We start from the raw sequence: 22,380 nt of genomic DNA on the forward strand, positions 1-22,380 counted from the left end.
TCACAGATATCAAAATCTGTGAGGCTTATTTATTATCGTAATTTACGGATCAAGTCTCTTTACGCTCTCTCCTTCTATCATGTGACCTTCTATAATGGTTACGCCCTGTCTGTAACGTTCTCCGCTTATTTTGCGAATCAAGTTAATAACTGCATTGCGGCCCATTTCGTAACTATCGACACCGAAAGTAGTTAGTTTTAGGTCACACAATCCGGGGAAAAGATAGTTGTCATATCCGACGACCGATACATCCTCGGGAACTTTGTAACCGTTCTCACGAAGTCTTTTTATCATCATGCTCGCCGTAAGATCGCAAGTGCAGACAAACGCCGAAGGCATATCTTCAGGCAGAACAAAGAACCGATCATAATCCATCTCACCCGTTTTAAGATCCCTGTCAGGAATGATCCAGTCTCGAACGAATGGATGTCCGTGCTCCAGAAGTGACTTGGTATATCCAAGATACCTGTCGGTGATCGTTCCGGAAGCCAGTATCGTTCCGACAAAGCCTATATACCTATGTCCCATATTAAACAAATGATTGGTAAGAACATACGCGCCATGGTAGCTGTCAGAAACAACCGCATCCTCATCTCCGCTGTGGTTGCAGAAATCAAGATAGATCATCGGAGTATTGCTCTCTTCTTTTATCATATTAAGATAGTCTTCGCTAAGTCTCCCGATAACTATAACACCGTCGACTTTGTTATCACTTATGATACGGGGAAGAACCTTATTTTTCTCATTTTCAGCGGACACAACTTCCAGCATGGTAAAACAGCCCTTATCCATTGCGATCTGCGAAACCTGCTGATGCATCCTGTTGTAAAAAGAGCTGTATTCGCTCATAAAAGCCTCAGAAATAAGAACACCCAATGTATAACTCTTTACGGTATTTCCCATCTTTCTTGATACCGAAGGAACATACCCCATCTCATCGGCAAGGACATTGATCTTGTTCCTAAGTTCTTCGCTCATTCCCTTTTGACCGGAAAGAGCCTTAGAAACCGTAACCGTACTTACTCCGATCCTGTCCGCGATATCCTTTAATCTTACCAGTTTAGCCATTTTAAAACCCCTCAAACAAACTTTATTGCTTTCTTGTAAGTATAAAGTATATTTATACGAATTAAAACAGATAAATTTAACCACTTAAAAAATAAACACAAACGACTTTTTTTATCATATAATTATCCAAGAGAAAAACAAAGATAGGAAACGGCGACAGATATGATATCCGTTAAGACAACTAACAACAAAGCCTTTATGAAGAGTCTCCTTACAACAGAGCTTTTTGACAACTACTATGTCGAGGAGATTGCGATAGATACATTTAACAGCTTCTATATCGACGGTCACGTTCATAAGGAATTCTATAATGATGATGAGATGTCGGATCAATCCGAGGTCTCAGATTTTTCACGATGGGCCGATCTTCGTCCAATCTGCCTTGATCTTATCAAGGGTAAAAGAACTCCCTTAAAATTTAAGTTTGTCTTTCACCTCGATGAAAAAGAAACGGCAAGTATTATAGAAAAAGCCGGTGCGGATCTTTCCGCATCCGATATTAAGCTTGCGATAAACATAAGGTTTGTCGGCGGCGAGCTCGTCATCACGACAGGTACTGCGTTTAACGTATTTACCTTGGATAAGAGCATAGAAAAAGCCTGGGACAGTTACTTCCCAAGCTTTCTTGAATCAAATGATATTATATTGCAGTATCTTTAAACTTATTTAGTATCGTCACAAGCTCATCATATTTGGGCTTGATCTGATTGTATTGTTCTTCATAGCCTTCCATGGAACCGGCTCTCAGAATCTCAGTAAGCTCGCATACGGCGCCCAGCATGCCTTTAAGTCCAAGGTTTGCGCTCACTCCCTTAAGAGCATGCACAGCCTTAAATGCCTCTGTGACATTGCCTTCTTCCAAGTATTTGGAAAGCTCTCCCATGTTCTTGTCAGAGAGAAATTTGACCATGAATTTTGCAATAAGATCCTCATTTCCCATGAATCTTGCGAGAACATCGTCCCAATCAACACCCCATGCAATTAATTCAGATTTAAATCCGGCATCCATATGTTTACTCCATGTTTGAATTATTATTCAAATGTTGACTATATATTGATTTTACAACATAAAAGAACTTACTTCAACGATATACTTTATTCATTCGCTGCCAGCATAGCCGCCTGATCAGCGGCGATAAGAGAATCAATTATCTCATCAAGATCTCCGTCCATGATCTGATCGATCTTATAAAGAGTAAGATTGATCCTGTGATCGGTAACTCTTCCCTGATGGAAATTGTAGGTTCTTATCTTCTCGGATCTGTCTCCGGAACCGACCTGACTCTTTCTGAGCTGAGACTCTTCACTGTGCTTCTTTTCCCTTTCCATCTCATATAGCTTGGCACGAAGAACCTTGAGCGCCTTAGCCTTGTTCTGCTGCTGGTTCTTTTCATCCTGGCAGGAAATAACAATTCCCGTGGGAAGATGCGTAAGTCTTACAGCCGAATCGGTAGTATTGACGCACTGTCCTCCGTTACCGGAAGCTCTGAACACATCAAACTTACAATCGTTCATATCGATATCAACTTCAACATCCTCAACCTCAGGCATGATAGCCACGGTTATTGCGGATGTGTGAATCCTTCCGCCCGATTCAGTCGCGGGAATTCTCTGAACGCGATGAACTCCGCTTTCGAATTTAAGCCTCGAATATGCACCGTTTCCCTTGATCATAAAGCTGACAGTCTTAATGCCTCCGATACCTATATCTTCAACGCTCATCGTCTCCACACGCCAGTTTTGTCTCTCGGCATACCTCGTGTATGCTCTGAACATATCGGCTGCGAATAAAGCCGCCTCGTCGCCACCAACACCTGCTCTGATCTCAACGATAACATTCTTCTCATCGTTGGGGTCCTTGGGAAGAAGAAGAATCTTGAGCTTATCCTCAAGCTCTATCTTCTTGTCTTTTGCCTCGGAAAGCTCTTCCTTAAGCATCTCTCTCATGTCGGCATCGGACTCTTCATCCAGCATCGATTCACTGTCACTTATTGTCTCATTGCACTTCTTATACTCAAGATAGCACTCAACAAGTGCTTCAAGATTCTTTTGTTCCTTCATGAGGCTCCTGAACTTATCCTGATCCGAAACAACGGCCGGATCGTTAAGCTCCATCGTGATATCCTCATATCTTCTTAATATATCCTCTAATCTGTCAAACATAATCTATCCTTTTTCATACAAGTAACTAAGTAATATGCTGCCAAACTATCGCCGCTAATAGTAGCAGGCTCTCACTACTCTGTCGTTTCCCGCATAATCCTTGATAACCTCTATGTCATGATACTTCCCGTTCTCGGTCAAAAGAGCTTTCACCGCCTCTGCCTGATCGTAGCCTATCTCCATGATAAGGTAGCCGCTTGAAAAAAGATATTCACCCGCGCCGTTTACAATTCGTCTGTAAAACTCAAGTCCGTCCTTACTTCCGTCAAGAGCCAGATTCGGCTCGTAGTCCTTAACTTCGGGCGCAAGCGTCTTTATAACTTCCGTCGCTATATAAGGCGGATTGGATACTATAACGTCAAATTTTCCGACGTTTTTTTCAGGAAAAAGATCTGTCTCAATAAACTCAGCCCTGTCAGCCAAGCCCAGGGAATCCGCATTCTCTTTTGCCACATTAAGCGCAGCTTTGGAAATATCCGTGCACACTGCGTGAGTTTCATTGGTGTAATTAAGAAGACTCAGTGCAATGCATCCCGAACCCGTGCAAAGATCGAGGATTCTCATCTTATCCTCGCAGTATCTAAGCGCCTCTTCAACCAAAACTTCAGTATCCTGCTCAGGTATCAGCACATCCTTTGAAACATTAAAAGATAGTCCCATAAAATCCCATTTGCCGAGTATATAGGCTACCGGTTCTCTCTTTTCCCTTCTTAAAAGAAGTTCGTTGTACTTCTGCTCTTCAGACTCCGACACTTCTCTGTCGGGATGAGCATAAAGTGTACTGTGATCCGTTTCGCAAACATATTCTAAAAGGAGCCGGGCATCAAGCTTAGCTTCTGTGATTCCGGCTCTCTTAAGTGTCTCTGTTCCATTTTCTAAGATATCTTTGTATATCATAGACAAAATCTCTTTTTTGTTAGATCAAAGGATATTTTTAAGGCTCATCGTCCTGAAGCCAACTGTCGTCAACCTCGTATCCGAATGAATCCTTAAGGAATTGCTTCCAGTCAAATACAGCCTCAACGGACTTGATGGCTACCTCTATCATATCATCATCAGGCTCCTTGGTCGTAAGTCTCTGGAGCCAAAGGCCGGGTGCTGAAATAATCCTTACAAGAATAAAATCCGTCTTGCCCGCAAGTCTGATAATCTCATAGGAAATACCTGAAATCACGGGAATAAGCAGTATTCTGAGGCCGATTCTCAAAAGATATGAATCAACTCGAATAAAGAAGAACAAGATAATGCTGACAAACATAACAAAGAGAATAAAGCTGCTTCCGCATCTCTTGTGAAGTCTTGAACTCCTTCTTACGTTCTTTACAGTAAGGGGTCTGCCTTTCTCGATACAGTTGATGCACTTGTGCTCCGCGCCGTGATACATAAACAGTCTCTTAATGTCCTGCATCCTTGAGATCAAAAGGATATAAAGGATAAAGATAGCGATTCTGAGCACGCCTTCTATGATCGCTATAAGCGAAGCATTTCTCACATACTTACCAAGAAGCTCAGAAAGAGCATAAGGAAGTATCATGAAAAGAACTATCGCAAAAGCAAAAGAAATAATGGTAGTTGCGAGCATCAAAAATGTATTCTCATGTCCGCTGCTAACCTTATCGATACTCTCATCAAGTTTGGTCGGCTTGGTATCCTCTTCCTCATAGAATGATGAAGAATAATTGAGCGCCTTGAGTCCCAAAATAAGAGAATTGATAAATACAAAAACACCTCTTACAAAGGGTATATTAAGGAGTTTACTTCCGTAAGCGACTCCGTGAAATTCATCTACTTCTACAGCTATGTCCTTATCAGGTTTTCTTACTGCGACAGCATACATATCCTTGTTGCGCATCATTACACCCTCAAGAACCGCCTGTCCGCCTATACCTGAATAATGACTTACTTTACGTCTCTTCATAGTTGTTACCTCTTAAAGCGTGATGTAAAAAGAGGTTGAGGCCATAGCCTCAACCTCTCCTAAATGTCTTATAATTACTGATTGTTCATGCCGTATTTCTTATTGAACTTATCAATACGTCCACGAGCAGCTGTAGCCTTCTGCTGTCCTGTATAGAATGGATGACACTTTGAGCAGATTTCTACGTGGATCTCAGACTTAGTTGATCCAACTGTGAATGTGTTACCGCAGTTGCATGTAACTGTAGCCTGGTTGAACTCGGGCTGAATATCGTTCTTCATATCTTCTCACCTCACTGTCTATATTCAATGAATCTTCTAATTAACTATAGTTAGTGCTATTTCACAACAGCTATATCACTATACCATAATTGAAAATCATATGCAAGCATTTTTTATATGATAAAATACAGCTTTTTAAATCCTTTTCTTGAGGCTTATTCAAAGGATATTTCTCCTGTTTCAAGGTACTTATTATATGAATTCTTAAGCTTGGAAGCAACCGAACAAAGGATAGCTCCGCCGATCACATAAAGAAGTCCCACAGGTCTTCCGGTTGTATATATGCCAACGACAAGCGAGATAATTCCAAGTATCAATACTCCTATCGCTGCTCCGAGGCTCTTGGTCTTTCTAAGAACGATTCCAAGAACAAGCATAAGAACTCCGTCGATAGGAACGAAAGCTATTGAAAGCTCAAATATTATATTTATTACTCCCATAATGATCAGGAAAATCGTCCAACCGTTTATTGTACTGTTTGCCTGATTAAACTCCGGCATATCGAACAGCTCTTTTTTGGTCATCATAGGGCCGATAGTCTTTGCCGTCCCCGTATATACGACCTCCGGATTTCCTACAGGCTCATTTCCCGAAAATGCTCCTACGTTGTCAACAGCTTCAACCGGCTGTTCAACAACCATATCATCACCCATAAGCGGCTGACCGCAATTTACGCAAAAGCTCGCTCCCGGGCTATTCTCCATCCCACATACGTTACATTTCATACTTTTTTCTCCTTATGTTAAGGGAATTATAACATGTTCGTATGAAAATGCAACATCTTTCTATTTCTTCAGATACTTCTTAAGCTTAGACTTTATCCTCTGCATGGCGTTGTCGGTTGATTTCTCGTCGCGGCCGAGCACTGCAGAAACCTCTTTTACCGTCATTCCGGTTATGTACAGGTCAAGAACCTGGCGTTCCAAGTCGCTAAGTTCATGCTCGATTGCCTTCTCGAGGTCTTCCAGGTTCTCTCGCTCTATCACCTGCTCCTCAGGGATTGAGCTGGAATCCGATTCAAGCACGTCCTCAAGCGCAACTTCGCTATCGTTTGCACTGTCCTTGTTATCAGCATAAAGAGAAATATAGCTGTTAAGGGGCGCATGTTTCTTCCTTGCAGAAGCTTTTATCGCCGAATACATCTGCCTTGAGATGCACAGATCGGCGAAAGTGGCGAAGCTGGCGTCTCTTCCGATGTCGTAGTCCCTGATAGCCTTAAAAAGACCTATCATACCTTCCTGGATAAGGTCGTCCCTGTCGGCACCGAGGATGTACATGGAAGCAGCCTTTTTGCGAACAAGGTTCTTATATTTGTCCATAATAAAATCCATGATGCCGGTTTCCTTATCACCCGCATCATGGAACTTCACTATCAGCTGTTCATCACTCTGTCCGTCGTAGTTATTTTTCATAGCTCACCCAAGTCTCTGCCTTACTATTTCAAACGCCAAAACTCCGCATGCTACCGAAGCGTTAAGCGAATCAATATCACCCTTCATTGGAATGGATGCTATCATATCGCAGTTTTCTTTAACAAGTCTTGAAACGCCGCTTCCTTCGTTTCCTATAACCAGACCAATGGAACCCTTAAGATTGAGGTCATACATTCTGGTTCCGCCCATATCTGCACAAACAAACCACATACCTCTGTCCTTAAGTTCTTCTATTGTCTTAACTATATTGGTAACCTTGGCAACAGGTGTATAGTTTATTGCACCGGCAGAAGCCTTGGCAACAGTCGCTGTAAGTCCAACCGCTCTGTGCTTGGGAATAATAACTCCGTGAGCACCTGCAAGATTGGCAGTTCTGATAATAGCTCCAAGATTGTGTGGATCCTCGATATTATCCAAGATAATGATAAAAGGATCTTCATTTTTGACTGCCGCTCTTTCAAAAATATCTTCTATCTCAGCATACTCATAAGCTGCGGCATATGCTATAACTCCCTGATGCTTACCTGTCTCGGAAAGCTGGTCGAGCCTTTCCTTTTTTACAAAATTAACCAGCGTATCCTTGTGCTTTTTGGCTTCTCTAAGGATAGTCTGTACAGGTCCATCCTTACAACCTTCAAGTACAAAGAGTCTGTCTATAGTTTTACCTGATCTAAAAGCCTCAAGAACAGCATTTCTGCCCTCTATCAGCCTGCTCTGAATCTGTTCTTCCATTTCAATTCCTCATATCATAAATAAAATGATATATATTATCCCTTGGCACCTGCAAAAACTACTTAAGTCATGCGCAGGCTCCTTATATATCAAGTGACAGCTTCTCAATTCCCATCTCTATCAGCTCGCATATCCTGTCCATATTATCCGTAAGATAAAGGTAACCGATAACCGCCTCAAAGCCCGTTGCATCCAGATAGTCCATAGTCGTTGCGTTCTTGGCCTTGGTATGCGGCTTGGAGTTACGACCTCTTCTGTAAACGTCAGCTTCTTCCTCGGTAAGATCATCCATGAGAGCCTTAACAAACGCAGCCTGTGTGCCGGCTTTTACAATATCACTTGCTCTTTTATGGAGCTTGTTGACAGCAGTATTTCCTTTGTTTACAAGAATCGATCTGATGATGACATCAAAGACCGCATCACCGATATAAGCAAGTGTAAGAGGCGAATAAGTCCTGATATCCTTACTTTCTATTCCGAATTTAGCATTCAAATAATCATTTAAATGATCTGCCATTTTACTCCCTCACGAGTATCCTTGATCTCAACTCCCTTTTGAAGAAGCTCGTCGCGGATAGCGTCAGCGGTTGCAAAGTCTTTTGCCTTCTTTGCCTGTGCTCTTCTCTCGATAGCATCGAGTACATAAGCTTCAAGCTCTGGATCAACCTCTTTTTCCTCCTTGGATGCAGCGGCATGTCCGAGAAGATCAAGAGAAAGAACCTTATCAAAGCTCTTTACAAGATAGAGCTTGGTAGCATCGCTTGTATCAGCCTTAAGTACATCATAGAGAAGCGTGATGGCCATTGATGTGTTGAGATCGTCGGAAACGGCGTTTCTGAAATCATCCTCAAACTTCTTTACAACTGCCTCATCGACATTGCCTTCTTCCTTAAGGTCGGCAATCTTTTTAATAAGCTTATTAAATGCTCCCGTCACATTATCAAGCGCCTCATAAGAGAATTCGAGAGGCTTACGATAATGAGACTGTAAGCAGAAAAATCTGTAAACAAGCGGATCGTAGCCCTTCTCCTTAAGAACGGAAACCGTAAGTACCGCGCCCTTGGATTTGGACATCTTTCCTGATTTATCATTTAAGTGATTGCTGTGGAACCAATATTTGCACCACTCGTGTCCGAGGAAGCTCTCTGACTGTGCGATCTCGTTGGTATGGTGAGGGAAAATATTGTCAACACCGCCGCAGTGGATATCGATATATTCTCCGAGATGCTTCATGGAAATGCATGAGCACTCAATGTGCCAGCCGGGATAACCGACGCCCCAAGGGCTGTCCCACTTAAGCGCCTGCTCCTCAAACTTGGACTTTGTAAACCAAAGAACAAAGTCTGTCTTGTTCTTCTTGTTGGTATCCTCTTCAACATCGTCACGAACACCGACCTGAAGCTGTTCCTTCTCGATATCGGATGAGAAAACATAGTAATCATCAAGCTTGCTGGTATCAAAATACACATTTCCGCCCGCTTCATAGGCATAGCCCTTCTTTAAAAGAACCTCTACCATATTTATGAACTCGGGAATGCAGTTGGTCGCAGGCTCAACAACGTCGGGGCGCTTGTTTCCTACAGCATCAAAATCCTTGAAGAAAGCATCCGTATAATACTTAGCGATCTCCATAACGCTCTTGTGCTCTCTTTTAGCACCCGCAAGCATCTTATCTTCGCCCGTGTCCGCATCGGATGAAAGATGTCCCACATCAGTGATGTTCATGACACGCTTAACATCGTAGCCCGCATACATAAGCGACTTGATAAGTACGTCCTGCATAATATATGTGCGGATATTACCGATATGCGCGTAGTGATAAACGGTAGGTCCGCAGGTATACATTGTAACCTTACCCTCTTCTCTGGGCACAAAATCCTGAACCGTTCTTGTAAGTGTATTGTAAAACTTAAATGCTGCCATTTTATCTACATCTCCTTGATAAAAGAATAATTGTCAAAGTCTCATTCATCACTGCTCACAACCGCCGCAACAGCTTTTGCCTTTTGCTTCTCCCGTATTAAAGGTAACATTGGTCGTATGAAGCTCAATAGGACTTGTCAAAAGACATATCGCCTGCGAAGAGATTCCCTCTCCGCTTCCGGTAAATCCAAGACCTTCCTCGGTCGTAGCCTTGACATTGATCTGCGAAAGCTCAATTCCAAGTGCCTCCGCGATGTTCTCTCTCATCTTATCGATATGAGGTCTCATCTTGGGAGCCTGTGCAATTATTGTAGCATCGATATTCTCTATAAGATAGTGGTTCTCGTTAAGCATCTTCCCAACTTCTCTAAGAAGTGCCACAGAATCGGCACCTTTATATTTGGGATCCGTATCCGGGAAATGCTTTCCTATATCTCCCAGAGCCGCCGCGCCAAGTAGCGCGTCCATTATCGCGTGTAAAAGAACGTCTGCGTCCGAATGACCAAGAAGTCCTTTTTCGTAAGGTATATTAACACCGCCGATTATAAGGTCTCTGCCCTCAACAAGGCGATGCACGTCATAACCCATTCCTATATGCATCTTTTTCCTCCGAAAAACTAATATCCGCCCTAAAGGCGTGATATATTTAAAATCATTTGTTATCTAATAAACAGCTCTACTATGAAGGCTGCCGCACACGCGCAGCTTGCAACTGTCAAAAGACTCTTCTTATTAAACGCAAGGACCATGGCAACCGCAAATCCTACAACAGAAGACATCCAATAATCTGTTGCGGACAAAATAGCCGGAAAAGTCATTGCCGCCAAAGTTGCGTAAGGCACGTAATACAGAAACGACTTGATAAACTTACTCTTTATCTCTTTTCTTATAAGAGTAAGAGGAAGCGCTCTGATCGCGTAAGTCACAACCGCCATAACAAGGATGTATGCGTATACTTTACTCATCTGCATCCTCCTTAATCGGCGCGATCACGGACGCTGCCGCCGCTACTGCCACTGTTACTATTATAATCCTAAATCCCGATGAAATGTGATTAACTATCGGTGCGTAAGTAAAAAGTGTGGAAAGAGCCATCGCTGACGCCACTACAGCCATTACAGCACTACTTTTCCTCGTATCGGGAACGATGATTGCAATAAACATACCATATATTGCAAGCCCCAGGCAACTGATAAGTCTGTGAGGCATTATCTGCCCCGCCATGGCGCCAAGAAGCGTTCCGAGAACCCATCCGAATACCGATATAAAAATAAGTCCATAGGAATACATAGGATATAGCTTGCCCTTTTTAAGTACGCTGACACCGAAGATCTCATCGGTAACACCGTATGAAATCCCCAGTCTGTAAGGCGTCGGAAGCTCGGGATCAAGTTTCTGCGAAAGAGCCGCCGACATAAGCATATATCTTAGATTGATAATAAACTGAAGAACTATAAGCTCGATAAAGCTTCCCTGCGCCGCGATTATCGAAAGCGCCGAAAACTGTCCTGCACTCGTCACATTAAGAAGCGACGTCATCATAGATTGAATTGGTGTCATTCCGATCTTGGAACTCTCAATTCCAAACGCAAAAGAAACCGCTATATAGCCAAGACAGATAGGAATCGCATCTCTGCATCCGTCCCTGAAATCACTAATTTTTCCAACTTCCATTTTTTCATATCCTCAGAGATTGATAATCTTATTTACTGCATTTTTCGATTACTTCCGAAATATCTACGCTGCCGATGCTCCCCTGTATCATCGTGCCGCTTCCGCCGCCCTTAGCGTCAAATTCCGATTTAAGCATATCCATCAAAGCTTTGCAGTCTTTTTTATCCGTACCCGATGCGATGATAAATATGTAACCGCCATCATCACCCGCGAACACTCCGCAATAGCCCGAATGCTCGGCGGCAAGCTTGTTTACCGTATTTCGCATAAGATTTTGATCAAACTCTTTCTCTTTTACCAAAAAGACATCGGAAAGGCCCTTGTCTATAGCATCAAGCTCATATTCCATAAGCTTGTCGTTTGCCGCATTAAGCTTGTTTTTCAGACTGTCATTGTCCTCGGATAGCTTGTTTACCGAAGTGATAACCTTATCCGCTGACGTTGTGAATCTATTCGACAGCTCTGTTACCATATCATGCTCTTTTTCCAGGAACAAAAGAGCTCTCTTACCGCATAGGATACTGACTCTGACGCCCTTTTTGTAATTCTGAAGGCCGACAACCTTAAGTAATCCAACCTCTCCCGTATGTTCAACGTGAGGTGCGCAACAAGCACAAACATCGTAGCCTTCGACGGTAACGATCCTGACATCGCCCGTCAGCTCTTTCTTGCTGCGATAGTCCATCTTATCAAGCCTGTCTTTATCGGGGAACTCCGCGATAACACGCACATTCTCCCAGATGGCCCCGTTTACCTCAAGCTCGATCTCTTTTATATCTTCCGGTGTCAAAACACCGTTATAATCCATCGTAACTTCGGAATCGCTTAGGTGAAAGCCCACATTGTCATATCCGAACTTCCTCGAAACAATACCCGAAAAAATATGCTCACCCGTGTGCTGCTGCATATTGTTAAATCTATGCTCCCAGTCTACACTTCCGTGAACTCTGCTTCCGACAGCGACCTCGCCGTCCGTAATGTGTCTTATGACAGTCTCGCCGTCCTCCTCGGAAATCGACACGTGAAGCACATCCACTGTACTTCCGTTATCATCAAGAAGCACTCCCAGGTCAGAACTCTGCCCGCCCTGCTCAGGAAAAAACGCCGTCCTATCGAGGATCACCTCAAATCGACCATCCTCGTTACCGACACACGCGATAACTTCCGCATCAAACTCCGTTATATATGCACTTTCATAATAAAGTTCAGTCGTTTTATTCATAGCAATAAACATTTTATCATATAAGCCACATTTTCGCTTGCGATTTTCTCTCATATGAAAAAGAGACTGCGTATTACGCAGTCTCAAGGTTTAGATGTGAAAGTTCGGTTATAACTCTGTCCTTAATGATATCTTTTTCAGTCTTAAGTGCAAAAGCCATTTCGGTATAAAGAAGCTTTTCAGCGATATTCAAGTATTTTTCATTAAGAGCGGCAAACTTCTTACCCTCGGATTCACGAATTGCCTTAATCTTGTGAAGCGACTTCACAAGCCTCATCATCTCATCGGCAATGTTTCTTTTGATAATTGCGGCAATCTCAGGCTCAGCCTTCTTGCCCTCCGGAAGCTCAATCTCTTCCACTTCTTCAATGTCTACGATAAGTTCTTCGGCATCATCAGCGCTCATTACATCGCGGACCTTATCGTCAGCCCCATCAACAGGAACATAGATAACACTGCCCGCATCGACAGCAGAGACCATCATGTAATACTGCTTCTCATTTCCCCTCTCAAGAAACGACGGTACAAGTACTTCACGTACTTTGCACAAACCATGGTTACCGTAAATTACGCACTCTCCTACATTTAACATATTGTTCCTCCTTTTTCAAAAAACAATCTGCTATCCGTATTGAAAGCGCTTTCACCAAAGAACAAAAAAATTTTGCTCGCTTTTTTCTCGCGAGAACGAGTTCATTATATCATAATTTCGTATTTTTTGTAAGCTCCCAATCCAATTTTGTGAGCACATTTACAAGCTCGCATCTAACCTCGCCAAGCAGCTTTACTTCGCACATTTTATTGACGTGACTTAGCTTAAAACCTAGCTTTTCCTGCACTCTCTTCGATTGCTCATTTCCGAAAAAATAAGCACAGTAAATCTTCTCAAGCCCTATATCCGAAAAACCGTGTCTTATCATTTCCTCAGCAGCCTCTGTCGCAATTCCGTTACTCCAAAACGGGTATCCGACCCAATAACCAAGCTCCGCTTCATTATCTTTTGTCGCATTGTTGCTTCCGTCCGAAAACGTAAGTCCGATGCTTCCGATAGGCTCGTTATTTCCGCCTTTAAAGCAGATAGCATAGACCTCATCCTTACTAAGCACCGTCCTTATTATCGCAAGGCTGTATTTCTCGCTCTCATGAACAGGCCAACCCGCAGCCGGCCCCACTCTTTTGTCCTTTGCATATTTAAAGAGGACTGAAGCATCATCTTCAGTCCATCTCCTTAATATCAATCTGTCCGTCTCAAGTATCATACTCATATCACACGCTCGTATAGCTAAATCCTGTCTTTTTTTCAAATGCATCAAAAGATTTTTTAAAAAGAGTCATATACGCACTCTCTTTATGAGCGGCTTCCGCCGTAAGATAAAAGATAACCTTGCCGCTCTTAATGTCAAACTCGATGTCATGCTGCGGATCGAGTGCATCTATATCCTTAAAAGAAATACCGTATTTTTCTCTGCAAAAATCATCCCTGTTCTCCAGATTCATCGCAAACTCAATGATCTTGCCCTTAAACTTAAGCATCGCATCAAGCTGCTCAAGCATTATCTGATGTACAACATTAAATGCGTTTATCTCATAGCCTACAAGACGCATGTCGGAGATGATCCTTTCAAAATTTGCGCTGGTATTTATAAACGGATCAACCTTGTCCTCACCACAGCCAAACACCGCATCGTACAATCCTTCGTTCATTGCGCTCTCCTTTCATTTGCCTTGAGAAACTCTATGAAATCAGCTTCATTTACAGGTCTTGAATAGTAAAAGCCTTGCAAATACTCAACCCCGTTATCTATAAGCGCCTTGGCCTGCTCCAGGGTCTCAACACCCTCCGCCAATATGTGGAGCCCGTAATCCTTAAGGAAATTTATCGTATGCTTAAGCATCCTTAAATTCTCGGGCTTCTTGCTGTCAAGACACTGCCAGACAAACTCTTTATCAAGCTTAACGAGCAGATAATCCATCTTAAGAAGCTCCAAAAGATTGGAATATCCGGAGCCGAAGTCGTCCATCGAGAACGTGCTGCCTCTTTCTTTGAGTCTTTTGACATTCTCTTTAAATACCTCGTCGTTGTTGATGTATGACGTCTCAGTGATCTCGAAATTGATGAATTCAGGCGGGATATTATATTTTTCCATCTTGCAGATGAGCCTGTCGTGCGTCTTTATATCAACCGCTTCATTGCCCGACAAGTTCACTTCTATAGTCTTTAAGCCATATTCGGATATCTTTTCCCTTGTGATAAAAGAGCAAACTTTCTCAAATACAAGATCGTCCATCTCTATGATAAGTCCGCACTTCTCTGCGATAGGAACGAATTCTTCCGGAGAAATATACTCTTCTCCTTCCTGCCTGATCAGCCTTACAAGCGCTTCCGCAGATGAAAAAGATCCGTCTTTTACATTTAAAATAGGCTGATAATAAACCTCAAATTTCTTATTCTTTATCGCATCTCTTACCACGTCCTCAATGCTGTTTCTGTAGATCATCTTATCAATTATCTTTTGATCGACAACAAGATTCGGCGAAGACTGCGTATGCACATATTCTCCCGAAACGAAGTTCAGAACCTGCATCGTCTTATCAAGTTCTTTTACGCACCTCGGAATATCGAGCACGGAAAAGATCATCTTGTAATTGCCGAGATCTCCCTTGTAATTATTGATGAGATTCATAAATGTCTCGACATTGGTTCTTTTCTTGGTGATAAAGCTAAGCGTGTTCCAATCAGAAAGATATCCGCTGATACCGATCTTTTTTGAAGCCATGTTTGCAACGGCACCTTGAATCGTGAAAAGATCATGCGTATCCGTTCCGGTAAACACCTTGGTCTTTCCGGTAAAAATAACAGACATTATGTAAAAAGGCCGCTCATAGCCGAAGTATTCGGCGAGCATTGATATAAACGAATCCTTGTTTCTTACATTCGGAATATTCTTTTCATAAAACTCTTTTGGATTTTCCAGAGAGATAAAAAGAATCAGCGCCATCACCATTACGGCAAGCGAAAAGATCTGGACACCCTTGGTGTAGAACTGGAAGATCGCTATGCATGCCCATATAAAAAGACCTATCTCGATCGCTGCAAACTCGTCTTTTCTCATCCTTCCCCTATAAATAAACGCGACGATAAGAGCAACTACGATATACGCAAAGCCCGTGGCATAGGCATATGTGATCGCAGATCCGATACTGTAATAGTACCCCGGGGCAGTCCTTGAATATGAGATCTCGCCCATTATAACAACACCGATCGCAATTAAAAGGGGAATAGCCATGATCGCCATGTAGATGAACATGCGGCGATACCTATAGCAGATCTTGGAACACAGATATGCGCACACGACAAAAACAGTGATAAGAAGCGTTATGATATAGAAATTCTGAGATAACCTTCTTAGCACGGCATAGACCTTATGAAGGTAGATGAATACTGTACATTCAAATATCTCACAGAGCACATTTACAAAAGCGGTTATAAGGAAAAATAGATATATTCGCGAAGAAATAAGCTCCGGCATGTTCCTTCTAAGATACATGCATATCAGTATTCCAAGTACCAAAATTGCAATAAGTGGTGTACGTATTTCCATAAACTAATTATATTATACTTTCTGCACGTCAACAACAGAAATCAAGGTTCCAAATATAACCAAAGGCAAAATTACTGCAGCTTTGAAATGATATAGGCAGTGTAAGGAGAAAGCTCCAATCCTCCACCGAAATCAATCTCTTTTCCGCTGATAAGATCCACACCCTTTCCGGCTCTTGCATCAAAGTTCGCATGAAAAGATCCTTCGTCTGCATTTATCACAACGAGTGCCCTGTCGCCCTCGCACTCCCTTTCAAATATGCACTGTCTGTTGGTCAAAAGAAGTGACTTAAAGCCGCCGTAGTTAAGCGCTTTCGATTCGTTTTTTGCCTTGCACAAAGATGCTATTGTGTCCGTAAGCTCGGTCCACTGCGGTTTTTCAAAGCACGGGCGAAGTGCCGGATCGCCTTGAGATTTATCGGCTTTTTCTCCCCACTCGCTTCCGTAGTAAACTGTGGGAATTCCGGGCATTCCGAACATTATGGTATAGATCAGTTTAAGGTGCTCGGGTCTGTTCAGTATCGATGCGATCCTGCTGACATCGTGGTTGTCGACAAAACTTATCAGATGTCTTCCCTTATATAGCGTCCAGTTTTCAGGTCCGAACTGGCGCAAAAGAGAATGAATGATTTCGAACAGATTCATGCTGTTAAGCGCAGAAAACATGCCCTTGTAGCACTCGTAGTTCGTTGCGCTGTGGCACAGCTCATCGCTCATTATCCTGTTGTAATCTCCGCCTATCATCTCTCCTGTAAGGAAAAAGTCCGATTTAAAGCTGTCCGTCTCGCGGCGAAGTCTTTTTATAAACTCGGTATCAAGGCAGTAAGCCACATCGAGCCTAAGCCCGTCAATATCAAATTCCTCAATCCAGCTCTTTACGCTGTCTATCAGGTAATCCGCAACCGCGGGATTTTTTAGATTAAACTTTACAAGGTCGTAATTACCCTCCCAGCCTTCGTACCAAAGGCCGTCGTTGTAATTGCTGTTCCCGTCAAAGTTTATATTGAACCAGTCTTTGTACGGAGAGTCCCATCTTTTCTCAAGGACATCTTGGAATCCAAAGAAACCGCGGCCCGCGTGATTAAACACACCGTCTAAGATTATGCGGATTCCCTCTTTATGAAGCGCCTTGCAGACCTTGGCAAAATCCTCATTTGTTCCGAGCCTTATATCAATCTTGTGATAGTCCCTTGTATTGTAGCCATGCGTATCCGATTCAAATATTGGATTAAAAAGAACAGCTCCCACTCCGAGCTTTTTAAGATGCGGAATCCAGTCGATCACCTTGAGTATTCTGTGCTCGAGTTTTCCGTCGTTTTCAAACGGCGCTCCGCAAAAACCCAGCGTATAGATCTGGTAAAAAGAAGTCTCATAAGCCCACATATTTTAGCCCCCTCATATGGTTGATTTACTTCCAAACGTGTATATAAAATATTATATACCGATTTCTGTCTTTTTTTCCAAATTCCTTGTTGACAACAGTGCCCCTGCTGAGTTATATTATCTAAGTCGGCTGTGACATGCAGCTTTGACATATATGGCGAGATAGCTCAGTTGGCTAGAGCACGCGGTTCATACCCGCGGTGTCGAGGGTTCGAATCCCCCTCTCGCTACTAAACCTCGAAAGCATTTGCTTTCGAGGTTTTTTAATTCAAAAAACTCCGCAAAGCTGTGCTATTTACACATCCTTGCGGAGTTTATGTTTTTATCCCTGAAGTCCTGCGGACTGTCTTACCATATCTTCTACTACAATGTCGTAGATTTCTCCGACTGTGTTGCAGTATTCAAGTACCTTCCAAGGATAGTTTGTGTGGAAGTGGATCTTGATAAGATCCTCGTCGCCTGCGACTATGAGACTGTTTCCCTCAAAGTTCTCAGTGATGTAATCCGTTATCGCATCCTCATCAAGGTCCTCGTCTCTTCTGTCAATAAGAAGCTGTGTATCATAGCGATACGCAAGTGCATCCTCCTCGGGATCGATGTTAACAAAGTCTGCCATTTCTTTTTCCTCCAAATAATATATTTGCCAAGTATCCTACCTTTTAAACAACTTTATGTATCCACTTCTTACTTATAAAGCGGATGGTAAATATGATCGCGCGAAGTCCCCAATCGCTGAACATACCGATCCAAACACCCATAGCGCCGATATGTGCTACACGAATTAGGTAAGTCGCAAGTGTAACCCTGCAAAGCCACATGGTAAGTGTTGACACAAGCATAGAGAACTTAACGTCCCCCGCTGCTCTCATACCGTAAGCGGTTATAAATGAAGGTGCCCACAAAATAGGCTTAAATATCGTAACCCAGCCCATCATATAAAGGCACTGCCTTGCGCTCTCGGCGGGCATTCCCGCAAGAGTTGTAACAGGACGAGCTATCGCATAAGCTATAAGGCAGCTTACAATTATAGCAATGTAGCCCCACTTTATCATCTTCTTGGTATAGTAGATCGCCTCATCTTTTTGTCCGGCGCCGAGGCACTGTCCTACTATCGTCATAAGACCGATTCCTACTCCGACTCCGGCAACGCCATTGACGTTCTCAAGGATAACCGTCATTGACTGCGCCGCTATCGCTATTGTTCCTAGCGTTGAAACGGATGACTGTATCGCAAGTCTTCCAAACTGGAACATCGAATTTTCTATTCCGTTGGGCACGCCCATCGCAAGTATCTTCTTGATACTGTGCCTGTGAGGACGGATCTTCAGATAGTCTTTTACCGAAATCTCATTCTTGTCGCTTCTAAGAAGGATCAAAAGAACTACAGCATTAAATATTCTGGAAACGAGTGTTGAAGTCGCAGCACCGGCAACTCCCATCTTAAATACATAAATAAGTGTCGCATTTCCGGCAACGTTTAATAAATTGGAGATAATAGCGATATTCATGGGAAGTCTTGTATTGGACTGTGATCTGAATATGGCGCTACCTGCCGCCGCAAGTGCAACAAACGGATACGACAATATGGTCAAAAGAAAATAAATCTGCGATGCTCTCATGACATCAGCCTCAACCTCACCAAATATAAGGCTTAACAGGCCGTTTCTGAAAACAAGGCCGAGAATTGTCATAAAAAGCGAGATTGAGAGCGAAACAAGGATTACCTGTCTTGCCGAGTCATTGGCTTTTTTGAGATTTCTCTGGCCGATATAGTTGGAGCAGATGATGACACCGCCTGTCGCCATGGCATTAAAAGCCTGCACGACAAGCAAGTTTACCGCGTCAACAAGAGACACTCCGGAAAGAGCTGCCGGACCGACGGTACTAACCATCATTGAGTCCGCCATACCCATAAGGGAGGTCAGAAATTGTTCCGCTATAATAGGAATCAGCAACAGGAAAAGTTGCCTGTTGCTGAACATATGATTTTTTTCATTCATGGCATTATCCTACAATATTCCAATTAGAAAAAACAATAATTATATGTGCTTGTTCGCGATAATACGGATTGCTACATGCTTCGCATTCTCGCAATCCTACGTACAGCACGCTGTGGGAGTAGTACTAAACTCGTACCTCGTTAAGTACTACTGGCCTCGGAAATCGACCTGCTCTCTACGTTCGCATGTCTTTTTCCTCATGTACGTTCAGTCCTTTCATAAACACAGTTTTTATTGTGCAAGCACAAAAAAACTGTGTTTACTCATGACTTTTATCGCTCACATCCTTTCAGGCGCACTAAATCCAAGTAAATCGATTCCTGTTTCAAGAACTTTAAGTGTTATTGAAAGGAGGGCGATATAGCTGCTCTTCTTATCTTCGTCAGCTTCCGAAAGGATCTTGGTTCCGTGATAGAAGCTGTTAAATGCATTACTGAGCTCATAGATATAAGCGCAAACTCTGTTGGGAGAAAGATCCTTGGCAGCGCTCTCGATGGCGTCCGCAAATCTTGTGATGATGAGCATAAGGCTCTTCATTGCATCGCTGTCGGGGTTGCCGAGCTTAGCGTCCTTGACGCTTCCGCCCTCGTTCTCATACTTCTTAAGGATCGACTTGATACGAACCATTGTGTAAAGAATGTACGGGCCTGTATCTCCCTCAAATGAAGTGAATTTATCTATATCAAAAATATAATCCTTGGAAGGCTGGTTGGAAAGATCGCCGTACTTGATCGCGGAAACCGCAACCTTGTGAGCTGTATCTTTTGCCTCCTCATCAGAGATATCGGGATTACCCTCTTTGATCCTGCCGAGCATCTTCTCATCGATCTCTGCGATAAGATTCTCAAGACGCATTACGCCGCCTTCTCTTGTCTTGAAGGGCTTGCCGTCAGCGCCGTTCATAGTACCGAAGCCTACGAAATGAAGCTCGGTCTCGGGCATAACAAGCTTGGTCTTTCTTGCGCAGCGGAACACCTGTGTAAAGTAGAGTTCCTGTCTCTTATCAACGACATAGATGATTCCCTCTGGATGATTTTCATCCATACGCTGTCTGATAGTTGCAAGATCGGTTGTGTTGTACAAAGAAGCTCCGTCTGATTTAAGGATCATGCAAGGCGGGATCTCTTTTGTATCTGTTTCCTCAGCAACGTCAACTACAAGAGCACCCTGGCTCTCATGCGCATAGCCCTTGGTCTTCATGTACTCAACCATATCCGGGATCGCAACGTGAGCATCTGACTCACCTTTCCAGAGGTCAAAAGAAACTCCGAGTTTGCTGTAGTTCTTCTTAAGGTCTTCAACAGACACATTCAGGATGTGGTGCCAAAGAGCTCTGTAAGGCTTGTATCCGTCCTGCAAAAGCTTGGTAGCTTCCATTGCCTCTGCCTTGTAAGCCTCGTCCTCTTTGGACTTCTTGCTGGCTGCGGGATAGATTTCCTCAAGCTCGGATACGGTGAAAGGTGCTTCCTTGGGATATGCACCTGTATAATCGGGATCAAAGTAGCAAAGATCGGGCTTTCTCTCCTTGAGGCCTGTGATAACAAGTCCCATCTGAAGTCCCCAGTCTCCGAGATGCACATCGCCGATAACCTTGTTACCCGTATAACGGAGGATTCTCTTGATACTCTCTCCGATAACGGCTGAACGAAGGTGACCTACGTGAAGAGGCTTCGCAACGTTGGGTCCGCCGTAATCAATGATGTATGTAGGCTCGTGGCCGGACATTGTAACACCCATGTGCTTTTCGTGAAGCATCTTAACTATATAGCTTCTTGCGAAATCGCCGCTTACTATGATATTAAGGAATCCGGGCTTAACGGACTCAACCTTTTCAAACATCTCATTGCCTGCAAGATTCGCCGCAACATCATCAGCGATCATGAAAGGAGCCTTGCCGTATTTCTTGGCACCTGCCATCGCTCCGTTACACTGATACTCGCAAAGGTCGGGTCTGTTGGAAATGGTTACTCTTCCGAGTTCCCTGTCATATCCTGCCTTTTCAAATGCGTCTCCGACTTCCTTCGAAATAATCTCTAATACTTTATCCAAATCAAAACCTTCTTTCTAAAAGCTTTTTCTTTTCATAAATAGACTACACGATTTTATCAAAATCTTTTATCTCCTGCAACGTCAAAACATTGCTGTTACAAAAACAGAGCAACAAATCTGACCAGAACAACAAATAATGCGATCTCACCGATGTAAACCCATTGCAGAACCTTTCCAAACTTATTGTATTTGTACTTAACCCTCGTAATTATCAGTAAAATGTACGGTACAAAAACAAGAGCAAAAAGCATTAGCAAGATTACCACAGCAGATTGGAGTGGATTAAGATTGTCAGATAAAAAATATAAAAACGAATCCAGTATGCTATCGTCAGCAATAAGTGCAGCGAAAATCACTCTAAGGGTCAACCAAAGGCCCAAAGAAATGATACATAACCAAAGTGCACCCTTACTCATATTGTCTTTGATCTTTTTCTGCGCCACATACTGTGCTTTTTCAGGTGTCCATATGCCGTTTGCCCGCATTGCCTTAGGTACCAAAGGCGGTACCATGCCCGGTCGAATCGCCTGTCCTGCCTGCGGCATCGGTCCCATCTGTCCTGCGTATCCTACAGGCGGTATCATATTCTGCTGTCTTTTCGCATACTCTTCCTGCGTAAGCTTTAGCTCAAGCACCGGATCAAGCTGCGCCTGGCTTAGATCCTCCGTAGCAAGCATCGGCTCGCCCGTTATCGGATCGTGTTTTATTTCTTTCCCCATTTTAAACTCCTAAAACCAATATAATTAACTACCTGACGGCACTTTATCAGCTCCACCATGTAAAAAGACCGATTATGATCACAACTATCGCCGTGACCTCAATCATATATATACACGCAAGCACCTTCCCGAATATATTGTCCGGATGTACCTTGCGTACCACAATGGCCAATATATATGCCACTATCATAAATAACAAAATTGAAAAAATAAT

The 22,380-nt window shown here is 43.1% G+C and carries 25 protein-coding genes and 1 tRNA gene; 2 read left to right on the forward strand and 24 right to left on the reverse strand.

From position 1 onward, the window contains the following. Positions 1-42: 42 nt before the first annotated feature. Positions 43-1,068 carry a substrate-binding domain-containing protein gene (locus D6856_RS02200; protein ID WP_120685542.1) on the reverse strand — a complete coding sequence of 342 codons (1,026 nt, stop codon included), beginning with the start codon at positions 1,066-1,068 and terminating at the stop codon, positions 43-45. A 162-nt stretch (positions 1,069-1,230) separates the two neighbouring features. On the opposite strand from D6856_RS02200, the gene D6856_RS02205 reads away from it, so the two are divergent. Continuing rightward, the gene (locus D6856_RS02205) at positions 1,231-1,728 is read left to right on the forward strand and encodes a DUF5721 family protein (RefSeq protein ID WP_120685543.1); all 498 of its coding nucleotides are present in this window, start codon (positions 1,231-1,233) and stop codon (positions 1,726-1,728) included. Here the strand turns inward: D6856_RS02205 and D6856_RS02210 are convergent. The 19 genes from D6856_RS02210 to D6856_RS02300 all read right to left on the reverse strand — a co-directional run bounded on the left by D6856_RS02210 (position 1,709) and on the right by D6856_RS02300 (position 17,398). Then, a complete protein-coding gene (locus tag D6856_RS02210; RefSeq protein WP_092249885.1) occupies positions 1,709-2,077 on the reverse strand; it encodes an Hpt domain-containing protein in 369 nt (122 codons plus the stop codon). The genes D6856_RS02205 and D6856_RS02210 overlap by 20 nt on opposite strands. 86 nt (positions 2,078-2,163) lie before the next feature. After that, on the reverse strand, positions 2,164-3,231 hold the full coding sequence (prfA, locus tag D6856_RS02215; RefSeq protein WP_120685544.1) for a peptide chain release factor 1: 1,068 nt from the start codon (positions 3,229-3,231) through the stop codon (positions 2,164-2,166). Between the two features lie 54 nt (positions 3,232-3,285). Then, positions 3,286-4,128 (reverse strand): peptide chain release factor N(5)-glutamine methyltransferase, encoded by an 843-nt coding sequence (gene prmC / locus D6856_RS02220; protein WP_120685545.1) that lies wholly within the window; start codon positions 4,126-4,128, stop codon positions 3,286-3,288. A 37-nt stretch (positions 4,129-4,165) separates the two neighbouring features. Continuing rightward, on the reverse strand, positions 4,166-5,149 hold the full coding sequence (locus D6856_RS02225) for a DUF1385 domain-containing protein (RefSeq protein ID WP_092249894.1): 984 nt from the start codon (positions 5,147-5,149) through the stop codon (positions 4,166-4,168). Between the two features lie 74 nt (positions 5,150-5,223). Next, positions 5,224-5,430 carry a 50S ribosomal protein L31 gene (gene rpmE, locus D6856_RS02230; RefSeq protein WP_092249897.1) on the reverse strand — a complete coding sequence of 69 codons (207 nt, stop codon included), beginning with the start codon at positions 5,428-5,430 and terminating at the stop codon, positions 5,224-5,226. Between the two features lie 155 nt (positions 5,431-5,585). Beyond that, positions 5,586-6,155, reverse strand: coding sequence for a zinc ribbon domain-containing protein (locus tag D6856_RS02235; RefSeq protein WP_120685546.1), 570 nt, complete (start codon positions 6,153-6,155; stop codon positions 5,586-5,588). A 60-nt stretch (positions 6,156-6,215) separates the two neighbouring features. After that, positions 6,216-6,842, reverse strand: a complete 627-nt coding sequence (sigH, locus tag D6856_RS02240) for an RNA polymerase sporulation sigma factor SigH (RefSeq protein ID WP_120685547.1) — start codon at positions 6,840-6,842, stop codon at positions 6,216-6,218. Positions 6,843-6,845: 3 nt separating this feature from the next. After that, positions 6,846-7,595, reverse strand: coding sequence for a 23S rRNA (guanosine(2251)-2'-O)-methyltransferase RlmB (gene rlmB, locus D6856_RS02245; RefSeq protein ID WP_120685548.1), 750 nt, complete (start codon positions 7,593-7,595; stop codon positions 6,846-6,848). A gap of 82 nt (positions 7,596-7,677) precedes the next feature. Further along, complete coding sequence (locus tag D6856_RS02250; RefSeq protein ID WP_092250057.1) at positions 7,678-8,112, reverse strand: Mini-ribonuclease 3; 435 nt, start codon at positions 8,110-8,112, stop codon at positions 7,678-7,680. Beyond that, a complete protein-coding gene (gene cysS / locus D6856_RS02255) occupies positions 8,097-9,518 on the reverse strand; it encodes a cysteine--tRNA ligase (RefSeq protein WP_120685549.1) in 1,422 nt (473 codons plus the stop codon). Before cysS ends, D6856_RS02250 begins: the two co-directional genes overlap by 16 nt. Positions 9,519-9,566: 48 nt before the next feature. Beyond that, positions 9,567-10,118, reverse strand: a complete 552-nt coding sequence (ispF, locus tag D6856_RS02260) for a 2-C-methyl-D-erythritol 2,4-cyclodiphosphate synthase (RefSeq protein WP_120685550.1) — start codon at positions 10,116-10,118, stop codon at positions 9,567-9,569. 59 nt (positions 10,119-10,177) lie between these two features. Continuing rightward, a complete protein-coding gene (locus tag D6856_RS02265) occupies positions 10,178-10,483 on the reverse strand; it encodes an AzlD domain-containing protein (protein ID WP_092250048.1) in 306 nt (101 codons plus the stop codon). Beyond that, a complete protein-coding gene (locus D6856_RS02270) occupies positions 10,476-11,192 on the reverse strand; it encodes an AzlC family ABC transporter permease (protein ID WP_120685551.1) in 717 nt (238 codons plus the stop codon). Before D6856_RS02270 ends, D6856_RS02265 begins: the two co-directional genes overlap by 8 nt. Before the next feature lie 28 nt (positions 11,193-11,220). Then, positions 11,221-12,414: an alanyl-tRNA editing protein gene (locus D6856_RS02275; protein ID WP_158588796.1), complete on the reverse strand. Its 1,194-nt coding sequence runs from the start codon at positions 12,412-12,414 to the stop codon at positions 11,221-11,223. 73 nt (positions 12,415-12,487) lie between these two features. Continuing rightward, positions 12,488-13,006 carry a CarD family transcriptional regulator gene (locus D6856_RS02280; RefSeq protein WP_092250039.1) on the reverse strand — a complete coding sequence of 173 codons (519 nt, stop codon included), beginning with the start codon at positions 13,004-13,006 and terminating at the stop codon, positions 12,488-12,490. A 109-nt stretch (positions 13,007-13,115) separates the two neighbouring features. Beyond that, a complete protein-coding gene (locus D6856_RS02285) occupies positions 13,116-13,679 on the reverse strand; it encodes a GNAT family N-acetyltransferase (RefSeq protein WP_120685553.1) in 564 nt (187 codons plus the stop codon). A 1-nt stretch (position 13,680) separates the two neighbouring features. Next, a complete protein-coding gene (locus D6856_RS02290) occupies positions 13,681-14,118 on the reverse strand; it encodes a hypothetical protein (RefSeq protein ID WP_092250033.1) in 438 nt (145 codons plus the stop codon). After that, the gene (locus D6856_RS02295) at positions 14,115-16,016 is read right to left on the reverse strand and encodes an EAL domain-containing protein (protein WP_120685554.1); all 1,902 of its coding nucleotides are present in this window, start codon (positions 16,014-16,016) and stop codon (positions 14,115-14,117) included. The genes D6856_RS02290 and D6856_RS02295 overlap by 4 nt, the downstream gene beginning before the upstream one ends. Positions 16,017-16,087: 71 nt before the next feature. Next, positions 16,088-17,398, reverse strand: coding sequence for an alpha-amylase family glycosyl hydrolase (locus D6856_RS02300; RefSeq protein ID WP_120685555.1), 1,311 nt, complete (start codon positions 17,396-17,398; stop codon positions 16,088-16,090). A 156-nt stretch (positions 17,399-17,554) separates the two neighbouring features. Between D6856_RS02300 and D6856_RS02305 the strand changes: the two genes are divergently transcribed. Then, positions 17,555-17,628: transfer RNA gene (locus D6856_RS02305), tRNA-Met, on the forward strand. 92 nt (positions 17,629-17,720) lie between these two features. Here the strand turns inward: D6856_RS02305 and D6856_RS02310 are convergent. The 4 genes from D6856_RS02310 to D6856_RS02325 all read right to left on the reverse strand — a co-directional run bounded on the left by D6856_RS02310 (position 17,721) and on the right by D6856_RS02325 (position 22,166). After that, positions 17,721-18,014 carry a hypothetical protein gene (locus D6856_RS02310; protein ID WP_120657643.1) on the reverse strand — a complete coding sequence of 98 codons (294 nt, stop codon included), beginning with the start codon at positions 18,012-18,014 and terminating at the stop codon, positions 17,721-17,723. Positions 18,015-18,057: 43 nt separating this feature from the next. Then, entirely contained in the window at positions 18,058-19,398 is a 1,341-nt protein-coding gene (locus tag D6856_RS02315; RefSeq protein WP_120685556.1) for an MATE family efflux transporter, read from the reverse strand. A gap of 279 nt (positions 19,399-19,677) precedes the next feature. Further along, complete coding sequence (gene argS / locus D6856_RS02320) at positions 19,678-21,447, reverse strand: arginine--tRNA ligase (protein WP_120685557.1); 1,770 nt, start codon at positions 21,445-21,447, stop codon at positions 19,678-19,680. A gap of 95 nt (positions 21,448-21,542) precedes the next feature. After that, on the reverse strand, positions 21,543-22,166 hold the full coding sequence (locus D6856_RS02325) for a hypothetical protein (RefSeq protein WP_120685558.1): 624 nt from the start codon (positions 22,164-22,166) through the stop codon (positions 21,543-21,545). Between the last annotated feature and the right edge of the window lie 214 nt (positions 22,167-22,380).

Origin of the sequence: Butyrivibrio sp. XB500-5 (genome assembly GCF_003625505.1) — a bacterium.
In the GTDB taxonomy this organism is placed as follows: Bacteria; Bacillota; Clostridia; order Lachnospirales; family Lachnospiraceae; genus Butyrivibrio.